The 9,738-nt window shown below is 70.2% G+C and carries 8 protein-coding genes; 3 read left to right on the top strand and 5 right to left on the bottom strand.

Features of this window, described 5'->3' with window-relative positions:
* The first annotated feature begins 120 nt into the window (after window positions 1–120).
* On the top strand, window positions 121–1,233 hold the full coding sequence (locus tag ABT053_RS39295) for a MerR family transcriptional regulator (RefSeq protein ID WP_350976395.1): 1,113 nt from the start codon (window positions 121–123) through the stop codon (window positions 1,231–1,233).
* Complete coding sequence (locus ABT053_RS39300; RefSeq protein ID WP_350976397.1) at window positions 1,230–2,546, top strand: MFS transporter; 1,317 nt, start codon at window positions 1,230–1,232, stop codon at window positions 2,544–2,546. The genes ABT053_RS39295 and ABT053_RS39300 overlap by 4 nt, the downstream gene beginning before the upstream one ends.
* Before the next feature lie 233 nt (window positions 2,547–2,779).
* Here ABT053_RS39300 and ABT053_RS39305 read toward each other — a convergent pair whose 3' ends face one another.
* The gene (locus ABT053_RS39305; protein ID WP_350976398.1) at window positions 2,780–3,274 is read right to left on the bottom strand and encodes a molybdopterin-binding protein; all 495 of its coding nucleotides are present in this window, start codon (window positions 3,272–3,274) and stop codon (window positions 2,780–2,782) included.
* A gap of 233 nt (window positions 3,275–3,507) precedes the next feature.
* Window positions 3,508–4,215 (bottom strand): M24 family metallopeptidase, encoded by a 708-nt coding sequence (locus tag ABT053_RS39310; protein WP_350976399.1) that lies wholly within the window; start codon window positions 4,213–4,215, stop codon window positions 3,508–3,510.
* A gap of 344 nt (window positions 4,216–4,559) precedes the next feature.
* Between ABT053_RS39310 and ABT053_RS39315 the strand changes: the two genes are divergently transcribed.
* Window positions 4,560–5,858, top strand: coding sequence for a tyrosine-type recombinase/integrase (locus ABT053_RS39315; RefSeq protein ID WP_350976400.1), 1,299 nt, complete (start codon window positions 4,560–4,562; stop codon window positions 5,856–5,858).
* 12 nt (window positions 5,859–5,870) lie between these two features.
* On the opposite strand, the gene katG is transcribed toward ABT053_RS39315, so the two are convergent.
* The 3 genes from katG to ABT053_RS39330 form a co-directional block, all read right to left on the bottom strand.
* Window positions 5,871–8,141 (bottom strand): catalase/peroxidase HPI, encoded by a 2,271-nt coding sequence (gene katG, locus ABT053_RS39320; protein WP_350976402.1) that lies wholly within the window; start codon window positions 8,139–8,141, stop codon window positions 5,871–5,873.
* Window positions 8,142–8,156: 15 nt separating this feature from the next.
* A complete protein-coding gene (locus ABT053_RS39325; protein WP_350976404.1) occupies window positions 8,157–8,588 on the bottom strand; it encodes a Fur family transcriptional regulator in 432 nt (143 codons plus the stop codon).
* Window positions 8,589–8,681: 93 nt separating this feature from the next.
* Window positions 8,682–9,422 (bottom strand): VOC family protein, encoded by a 741-nt coding sequence (locus ABT053_RS39330; RefSeq protein WP_350976406.1) that lies wholly within the window; start codon window positions 9,420–9,422, stop codon window positions 8,682–8,684.
* Window positions 9,423–9,738 lie beyond the last annotated feature (316 nt).

Raw genomic sequence — 9,738 nt, forward strand, 5'->3', positions numbered from 1 at the left:
GAGACCCGCGAAGGCGCGCGCAAGGGTGGCGACGGTGTTGACCCTCCCCGTTGACCTTCCCCTTGGGTGAAGCCCCAGCATCGTTGACACCGGCCGCCGTGGCCGGGACGAGGAGGAGTGGTGCGGGAGCTGCTGACGATCGGAGCGTTCGCCCGGGTGGCCCGGCTGTCGCCCAAGGCCCTGCGGCTCTACGACGAACTCGGGCTCCTGCCGCCGGCCGCCGTGGACGGCGATTCGGGATACCGGTTCTACGACCCGGAGCAGCTGGAGCGAGCCCGGCTGATCGCCTGGCTGCGACGCCTGGGCATGCCCTTGACCCGGATCCGGCGCGTGTGCGACCTCCCCGCGGAGAAAGCGGCCGAGGAGATCGCCGGCTACTGGGAGCGGTTCCTGGCCGAGACCGCCGCTCGCGGCCGGCTGGCGACCTTCCTCGTCGACTACCTGACGGGAAGGGGCAGCTCGGTGGACGACTCCACGACCATGCTCGGGGTCCGTTACGTCGCCCGCTCGGAGTCGGGGCTGGTGCGGACGAGCAACGAGGACACCGCCTACGCGGGCCCCCGCCTGCTGGCGGTGGCCGACGGCGTCCGTGGCGGGGCCGGAGACCTCGCGAGCGCGACCGCCATCGAGGCGCTCAAACCGCTGGAGGCTCTCACCATGCCCGCCGAAGACCTCCTCGGCGCGCTGGCCGACGCGATCGACGACGCCGACGCGGAGATCGGGACGATCGCCGCGGCGTCATCGGACGGCGAGGCCGTCACCACCCTGACCGCGCTGCTGTGGTCCGGCTCCCACCTGGCGCTGGCGCACATCGGCGACACCCGCGCCTACCGGCTGCGAGACGGTGAGCTCTCCCAGATCACCCACGACCACACCGTCGTCCAGTCCCTGATCGACGAAGGACGGCTGCCCCCCGGCGAAGCGGCCTCGCACCCGCAGCGCTCACTGCTGGTGCGAGCACTCACCGGCACGGGCGGGACGCACCCGGACCTGTCACTGCACCGGGCCGCCGCCGGTGACCGCTACCTCCTGTGCTCCGACGGGCTGTCGGCCGTCGTCCCGGCCGCGTCCCTGCGGAAGGCGCTGACCGAGGAGGACGGCCCGCAGCGGGCACTCGACGAGCTGATCGCGCAAGCGTACGCCGCGGGTGCTCCCGACAACATCGCATGCGTCGTCGCCGACGTCGTACCCCTGGACGGCGCGGACGCCGTCCGGAACGTTCCCGGCCGGTGACGCGCGCCCCCGGGCTCACGGCGGGACGCGGCGTCATCGTCGATCGCCGGCCGCTGAGGGTCGACGCGTTCCGGCGGCTGTGGGTGGCGTCGGTGGTGTGCGCGGTGGGCGGGTCGTTCAGCCTGGCCGCGATCCCGGCGCAGCTGTTCACCATGACCGGGTCGTCGGCGGCCGTGGGCGCCTCGGCCGTCGTGTCGTTCGCCGCGCTGGCGGTGGCGGCCCTGTGGACAGGCGCTCTCGCCGACGTCAAGGACCGGCGGACGATACTCCTGGCCGCGCACTGCGGCCTCACGCTGACCTACGCGGCCCTGTGGGCTCAGTCCGTGCTGGACGTCCGGTCCGTCCCGGTCCTGATGACGCTGGTGGCCTGCCAGGGACTCGCCTTCGGATCGATCATGACGACGACGGGTGCCGTGGTGCCCCGCCTCGTCCCGGCCGAACTGCTCCCGGCCGCCAACGGCCTCAGCTCGCTGGCCCGCTACGCCGGGTCGATCCTGGGCCCCGTGCTCGCCGGCCTCCTGATCCCGCTCGTCGGGCTCGGCACCCTGTACCTGTTCGACGCGCTCGCGCTGCTGGCCGTCGTGTGGGCCGTCGCCAGGCTGCCCCGCCTGGAGCCGGTCCGGGCATCGGACGCCCCGGCCGGACCGCGCCACGGGGGTCGTCCGGCCATCGCTCAGATCACGGCCGGGTTCCGGTACCTGGCCGCCAGCCGGCTGCTCGTGGCGGTGCTGGCGGTCGACCTCTCGGCGATGGTCTTCGGCATGCCGGTCGCCCTCTTCCCCGAGCTGGCCCAGCACACCTACGGCGGCCTGGCCGGCGGCGGCCCGGCAGTGGGACTGCTCTACGCCGCCTACCCGGCCGGGGTGTTCGCGGCCGGTCTCCTGTCGGGCACCTTCACCCGCGCCCGCCGCCACGGCGCTCTCATGGCGGCGGCCGCCGCCGCGTGGGGCGTCACCGTGGTCGTACTCGGCCTGGCGGCACAGCTGTGGATCGCGCTGACGGCGCTCGTCCTCGGCGGAGCCGTGAACCTCGTGCTCAGCACCTTCCGCAACGCCATCTCCCAGGCCCTCACCGACGACGCCATGCGCGGCCGGATCCAAGGGGCGCTCACCGTCGTCCTCATCGGCGGACCGCAGCTCGCGAACGTGCTGCACGGCACCGCCGCGCCGCTCCTCGGGCCCCGGACGGTGATCTGCGCCGGAGGCCTGCTCACCACCGTGGCCGTCGCCGCGATCGCATGGCGGGTTCCCGAGCTGCGCTCCTACACGACGCTCACCCCCGGACCACGTCGTGCCCCAGACTGCTCAGCGTGACCCGCGTCGGCATGACCTCGGCCAGGAAGACGAGAAGAGTCGCACCCGGCGAAGACGATTGTGTCGGCGCCGAGCCTGTCAGGCAGCTCCCGCAGCGGGGTGCGGTGGAACGCACCCCGGCACGGCACCAGACGCCGGCCGGCGCTCGATGTTCGACCGTCGGCAGCACCTTCGAGCGTCCGGGCCGTCCGGGCCGTCCGGGCCGTCCGGCCCGTCGGCCTGCGCGGAAGCGCTCACCGCAGGGCGGGGTTCCACAGGCGCGCGTCCGCGCAGACGCGGATCTCGACGACCTCGCTGATGTGCCGCCCCCCGCACCGATCCCCCGGCACCACCAGGTGCGGCCCGTACGCGTCGAGGTCGCCGCCGTCCATCTGGACGCCCACCAGCACCGGGACGTCGCCGAACTCCGGGTCGATCTCCCCCCACGACAGCACCGCGTGATGGCCGTCGCGCCCCAGCACCGACACCAGGAACCGCAGCCGGTCCTTGCGCTCGGAGGCGTCGAAGACCGGCCCGGCCGCGCGCGCCACGTCCAGCAGCAGGGGGCCGGTGAAGCGGTGCCGGCGGGCTCCCGAGGTGCGGCAGGTGAAGCCGACCTCCACCGTCCGCTGCGGCAGGGCCCGCAGATCGGCCATGCTCAGCAGCCCGGGAACGGACAGGTCACCCGACAGGCGCAGCCGCCCACCGGAGAAGACACGATCGGGAACGTCGATCGACGTGGGCCGCATCAGCCCTCCCTCACCCGTGATCAGGTCATGGGTACGGACCTTTACCGCAATATTCCCACCCCGTGTCCCCGTCACACGCATACGCGACGGCAAGGGAGCATAATCGCGGCAGACACGAGAACCGATCGGCCTTTCCTGCCGCATCCGCCTCCTCAAGGGAGCGAACGCCGGCGCCGTTCCGCCCACCCGCTTCGAGGGACGTCACACCGGGCGCGAAGCCCGCCGGGCAGCGGTCACGCCAGATCGAGCAGCTGCTCGTAGAAACCGCCGAAACCGCGCGCCCGGTCCACGAAGTGCAGCTCCAGGATCCAGTGGCAGGTCCTTCCCGCACGGTCGGTGCGCCGCAGCGGGGTGTCGTTGCCCGGGGTGATGTAGGACTCCGCCTTCTCGCCGTCGTTCTTCTCGTGCGGGAACTCCCCCACGAGATGACCGGCGTGCCAGATGCCGATCTCCCACCCGGCCTCGCCCGCCAGCCGTTCCACCTCGGCGTACAGCTGCCCGCCGGTGATGTCGGGATCGGCCGCGAACGCCGCACGCCCGGCGTCGAAGACGCGCGGCAGGTCACTCAGCAACCGGTGCTTGTCCGGATCGTCGCCGAAGACGTACGTACGGCCGAAATCGGCCTCGAACTCCTCGAAGATCGGACCGAAGTCGGCGAAGGCGACATCGTCCTCACCGATGATGAGATCGGGCGGGTTGTCCTGGTACGGGAGCAGGGTGTTGGGTCCGGAGCGGATGATCCGCTTGTGCCAGTGCTTGGTCGTGCCGAACATGTCGTTGGCCAGGTCCCGGATGCGATCGCTCACCTCCCGCTCCCCGGCCCCGGGGACGACCAGCCCGCGCGCCTCCACCTCGGCGAACAAGGCGAGCGCCTTCTCCTGCGCCGCGACCAGGCCCGCGACCCGCCGGGCCTCCTCCGGTCCGGAACGACCAGACGTCATGTGGCAACCTCCTGCTCTTCATGTCGTGGTGCCCTGCCGGCACGAGCGACCCGGCCGGCACGAAGATCGAACACGGAACCACCGCGTCAGTGATCTCGGGACGAGAGTAGGGGGCGGCCGTCACCATTGGCACCACTTGGGGTTGATATCTGACATGAAAATGTTCAGTTCGTCGCCCAGGTGAGATCGGCGATGACGTGGCACGTCCTCCTTCGGCGGCCATCGGCAACCGCTAACGTTTCACCTGTCGCGGGCACCGGATCACGTCTGCCGTGGTCGTCGCCTTCCGTCCCTCCGACCAGTCCCGCTGCCGCCGGCTCCGTCGCATCGTCAGAAAGCACCTCATGAGCCTCCATGACGCCCCCTCCCACCCCGACGACGACGAACCCGCCGAGGACCCCACCGCGCGACCGGCCCGGCCGACCGTGTCGAGCGCGCTCGCGCCACTGGCGATCTCCGGCGTCATCGTGCTGGACCGGCCCCGCGACCCCGACACCGACCCTGATACCGACACCGACGCGGAGGAAGCCGCCGAGGCCCAGCTGTCCGCACTGCTGGGACAGCACACCTCCCCCCTCGCACTACCGGCCAAGGGCAGCCCGCCACCCGCCGGGAACGCCTACGATCTGGCCGCGCTGCTGCGCACCGTGCAGGCACCCGAGCGGGCCCTGGCCGCCACCGCGGGCTGGCTGTCGTCGGAACGACGCTCCTCACCGGCCACCCAGCGCAACTACATCCGCGACCTCTCCTGGTGGCTGTGGTGGATCCAGGCCCGCGGCCTGCACATCGGCGACGTCCCCACCATGGAGACCGACCTGTACGCCGCGGCCATGCGCGACGCCGGACTGTCGGCCAACACCCGCCGGGCCCGCATCTCCGCCGCGAAATCCTGGTACACCTACCTGCGCCGCGCCGACCTGGCGACCACCAACCCCTTCGACGGGATGGAACCACCCCGGCGCGACGCCTCCACCACCCGGTTCGTCAGCGGCGAACAACTCGACGACATGCTCGTGCACGCCGTACTCCACGAAAGCACCCGCGTCCAGGCCATCCTGGCCGTGCTGATCGGCACCGCCTGCCGCATCAGCTCCCTGCTCACCGTCGAGGTCGGCCACCTCACCTACCAGGGCCGCCTCAGAGTCGTGAACCTGCCCGTCAAGGGCAACCGCACCCACCCCGTCGACGTACGCCCCTTCATCGGCGAAATCCTCGACGCCTACCTGACCGAACGCGGAACCGCACCCGGCCCCCTCTTCCGATCACGCAACGGACGGCCACTGCAACGCACCTACGTCCGCGAACTCATCCAGCGCATCGCCAAGGCCACCGGAATCGCCGACCACGGCAAACTCTCCATCCACGGCATCCGCCACAGCGTGGCCACCGCCCTGCTGGAGGCCGGAGAAGAACTCTCGGCGGTGCAGGCCCTGCTCGGCCACGCCTCCCCCGACACCACCCAGATCTACGCCCACCCCAAATCGCTCAACCTCTCCCCCACCCAGCGCATCGACCAACGCCTGGCCACCGCCGTCGAACGCCGCACCCGCCACCCCACCCGGCACAACCCGCACGGCACGACCCCGGCACACCCACGGAGGAGCCCGGCCGACCGTGACGGCTCGACCGGGCTCCTCAGGTGAGAACGGATCGGATCAGGCGAGATCGAACCGGTCGAGCTCCATCACCTTGGTCCAGGCCGCGACGAAGTCGGCCACGAACCGCTCAGAGGCGTCCCGGCTGGCGTAGACCTCCGCGAGGGCCCGGAGCTGGGAGTTGGAACCGAAGACGAGGTCGACCGCCGTCGCGGTCCACTTCACCTCGTCGGTGTTCACGTCACGGATCTCGTACACATGCTCCTCGGACTCCGACGCCTTCCACCGGGTGCCCGGCGAGAGCAGGTTGGCGAAGAAGTCGTTGGTGAGCACACCGGGCCGGTCGGTGAGGACACCGTGCCCGGTACCGCCGAAGTTGGCCCCGAGAGAACGCAGACCACCGACGAGAACGGTCATCTGGGGCGGAGTCAGGCTGAGCATGTAGGCACGGTCGACGAGCAGCACCTCCGGCGGGGTCTTCTCGCCGGCGGACAGATAGTTACGGAACCCGTCGGCGCGAGGCTCGAGAACCCGGAAGGACTCGACGTCGGTCTGCTCCTGGGTGGCGTCGGTACGGCCCGGACGGAACGGCACCGTCACCGTCACCCCGGCCTCGCGCGCCGCCCTCTCGACGGCGGCCGAACCGGCCAGCACGATCAGGTCGGCAAGCGAGATCTTCGCGCCCCCGGCCTCGTTGAACTCACGCTGGATCCCCTCAAGGGTCCCCAGGACCGTCGCGAGCTGCTCGGGCTGGTTGATCTCCCAGCTCCGCTGCGGCTCCAGACGCAGCCGGGCACCGTTGGCACCGCCGCGCTTGTCGGTGGACCGGAAACTCGCGGCGGAGGCCCACGCGGTGGACACCAGCTGAGCGGTCGTGAGACCGGACTCCAGAACCTTGGCCTTCAGGGCGGCGACGTCACCGTCACCCACCAGCTCGTGCTCGACGGCCGGGACCGGGTCCTGCCACAACTGCGGCTCGGCGACCCACGGCCCGAGGAAACGGCTGACCGGACCCATGTCACGGTGCAGCAGCTTGTACCACGCCTTGGCGAAGGCCAGCGCGAACTCCTCGGGGTGCTCCAGGAAGCGCCGGGAGATCTTCTCGTACGCCGGGTCGACACGCAGCGACAGGTCGGTCGTGAGCATCGTCGGCCTGTGCTTCCTCGACGGGTCGTGCGCGTCGGGAATGATCGCCTCGGCGTCCTTCGCGACCCACTGCTTCGCGCCACCGGGGCTCGTGGTGAGCTCCCACTCGTAGCCGAAGAGGATCTCGAAGAAACGGTTGCTCCACTGCGTCGGCACGTCGGTCCACGTCACCTCGAGACCGCTGGTGATCGTGTCCCCGGCCTTGCCGGTGCCGTACGTGCTCAGCCAGCCCAGCCCCTGCGACTCCAGCGGCGCGCCCTCTGGCTCCGGCCCCACGTGGTCGTCCGCGATCCCGGCGCCGTGGGTCTTGCCGAACGTGTGACCACCGGCGATGAGAGCGACGGTCTCCTCGTCGTTCATCGCCATCCGCCCGAAGGTCTCACGGATGAAATGCGCCGCCGCGGCCGGGTTCGCGTTGCCGCGGGGACCCTCCGGGTTGACGTAGATGAGACCCATCTCGGTCGCGCCGACATCCGGCGACATCTCGTTCTCGGTGACGTAGCGCGCGTCGCCGAGCCAGGCGTCCTCCGGACCCCAGAAGATCTCCTCCGGCTCCCAGATGTCCTCGCGGCCGAAACCGAAACCGAAGGTCTTGAACCCCATGGACTCCAGGGCGACGTTACCGGCGAGCACCAGCAGGTCGGCCCACGAGATCTGCTGGCCGTACTTCTGCTTGACCGGCCACAGCAGCCGGCGGGCCTTGTCGAGGTTGGCGTTGTCGGGCCAGCTGTTGAGCGGCGCGAAACGCTGAGAACCGTCACCGGCGCCACCGCGGCCGTCGTGAATGCGGTAGGTGCCCGCGGCGTGCCAGCTCATCCGGATCATCAGACCGCCGTAGTGACCGAAGTCGGCCGGCCACCAGTCCTGCGAGGTGGTGAGCACCTCGACGATGTCCTGCTTGAGGGCCTCGACGTCGAGCCGCTCCAGCTCCTTGGCGTAGCTGAAGTCCTCCGGCAGCGGGTTGCCCTTGGAGGAGTGCGAGCGCAGTATCGAAAGATCGAGCTGGTTGGGCCACCAGTCCCGGTTCGTGTGCGGACGACCGCCGGTCTTCGGGGTCGGCGAGTCGATGGCCGGGTTCTCGCTCTCGCTGCCCTGCGCGGTCACGGAGTCGTGCGCGACCGGACAGCCGCCTGCTTCACCCCCGCTCTTCGCGCCGGTGACGATCGCGTCGTGGTTCTCGGTCATGGAAATCCTTCCGGATCAGCTGGCAGTGGAACAGTCGAGGCACACGCCCCAATAAATGATCTCGGCCTCGTCGATCGCGAAGCCGTGATCGTTCGACGCGGTCAGGCAGGGCGCCTCACCGATCGCACAGTCGACATCGGCGACGACACCGCACGATCGGCACACGATGTGATGGTGGTTGTCACCGACCCGACCCTCGAACAAGGCCGGACTGCCCGGCGGTTCTATACGACGCACGAGCCCCGCGCCGGTGAGCGCGTGGAGCCCCTCGTACACCGCCTGGAGAGATATCTGGCCGATACGGTCACGTACTCCCGAGGTGAGCGCCTCGACATCGAGATGATCACCGTTCCGGACGGTCTCGAGCAGTGCGACACGGGCCGCCGTCACCCGTAGGCCGGCACCTCGCAGCTCCTCGGCGGTGGTCGGGGGCTGGGACGCGGTCATAACTACAACATACCCCCACAAACATGAAGAATTTAAGATGTTGACTCATTCAAGTCTTGGGAGATCACCCTCCGGCGCCCGCCCGGCTCCGCGTCAGGACGGGGCCAGCACGCAGAACTCATGATCCTCCGGATCGACCAGGCACGTCCACGGAACGTCTCCCTGGCCAAGGTCGAGATCACCGGCGCCCAGAGCCCGCAACCGGGCCACCTCCGCCGCCCCGTCGTCACCGGGATACGGCAGCAGATCGAGATGGACGCGATCCGGCACGGTCTTCCCACCGGGCGTACGGAGGAACTCCAGATACGGGCCCACACCCCTGGCGGAGCGCAACGCCGCCTGATCGTCGGTCACCTCGTGCGGAATCCAGTCCGTCGCCTCGCCCCAGAACCGGGCCATCGCCCTCGGATCGGCGCAGTCGACCACCACCGCGGCGATCGGCCCGGTGTCCCGGTAGACCTCCCGGGGCTCCAGCACGCAGAACTCGTTACCCTCCGGGTCGGCCAGGACCGTCCACGGCACGTCGCCCTGGCCCACGTCGGCGGGCGTCGCGCCGAGAGCCTTCAGGCGCGCCACCAACTCCGCCTGGTGGGCCGCGGAGGTGGTGGCGAGATCGAGATGCACACGGTTCTTCGTCGGCGTCTTGGCTTCCGGTACGGGAACGACGTCGACACAGACGGCGACCGGGTCCGGCCAAACAAGGCCACCGGAGGGTCCGACATAGGTGGTCGCGCCGGGGGTGTAAGCACTCCACCCGAGCGCCTCCGCCCAGAACCGGCCGACCGCCGGGGCATCCAGAGCCTTGATGTTCACCTGAACGGGTCGCAGCGCCATGCCGACGACCCTATGCCCCCGCTCCACGCGTGTTCTTCCAGCGGCGCACCCTGCGTACCGCGCCGAGGCCCGGCCGAGGCGCCCCTGTTCTTCGGTGATGAGTCTTCAGTCCGTTGTAAATGATCTTGAAATTCAGGCCAGCGCCTTTACAATGTAGATTTATTATCAAATGTCCGAATATTTACTCAGCGTCGTTTCGGCGGCCACGTCGGGCGACCGGCTGCTGCGCCCCGACGTCGCCCACGAGGCGATCCGGCAGGCCCGCACGCTGGCCGCGCCGCGGCCCGGCGAGCCGGGGGCGCGCGGCCTGCTCGCG

The sequence above is a fragment of the Streptosporangium sp. NPDC002524 genome, from assembly GCF_040295985.1.
In the GTDB taxonomy this organism is placed as follows: Bacteria; Actinomycetota; Actinomycetes; order Streptosporangiales; family Streptosporangiaceae; genus Streptosporangium.

Bases quoted from the DNA above. Each gene is read 5' to 3' on its own strand.
- ABT053_RS39305 (WP_350976398.1), bottom strand. From the start codon at position 3,274: ATGCGGCCCACGTCGATCGACGTTCCCGATCGTGTCTTCTCCGGTGGG.
- ABT053_RS39310 (WP_350976399.1), bottom strand. From the start codon at position 4,215: ATGACGTCTGGTCGTTCCGGACCGGAGGAGGCCCGGCGGGTCGCGGGC.
- ABT053_RS39315 (WP_350976400.1), top strand. From the start codon at position 4,560: ATGAGCCTCCATGACGCCCCCTCCCACCCCGACGACGACGAACCCGCC.
- katG (WP_350976402.1), bottom strand. From the start codon at position 8,141: ATGACCGAGAACCACGACGCGATCGTCACCGGCGCGAAGAGCGGGGGT.
- ABT053_RS39325 (WP_350976404.1), bottom strand. From the start codon at position 8,588: ATGACCGCGTCCCAGCCCCCGACCACCGCCGAGGAGCTGCGAGGTGCC.
- ABT053_RS39330 (WP_350976406.1), bottom strand. From the start codon at position 9,422: ATGGCGCTGCGACCCGTTCAGGTGAACATCAAGGCTCTGGATGCCCCG.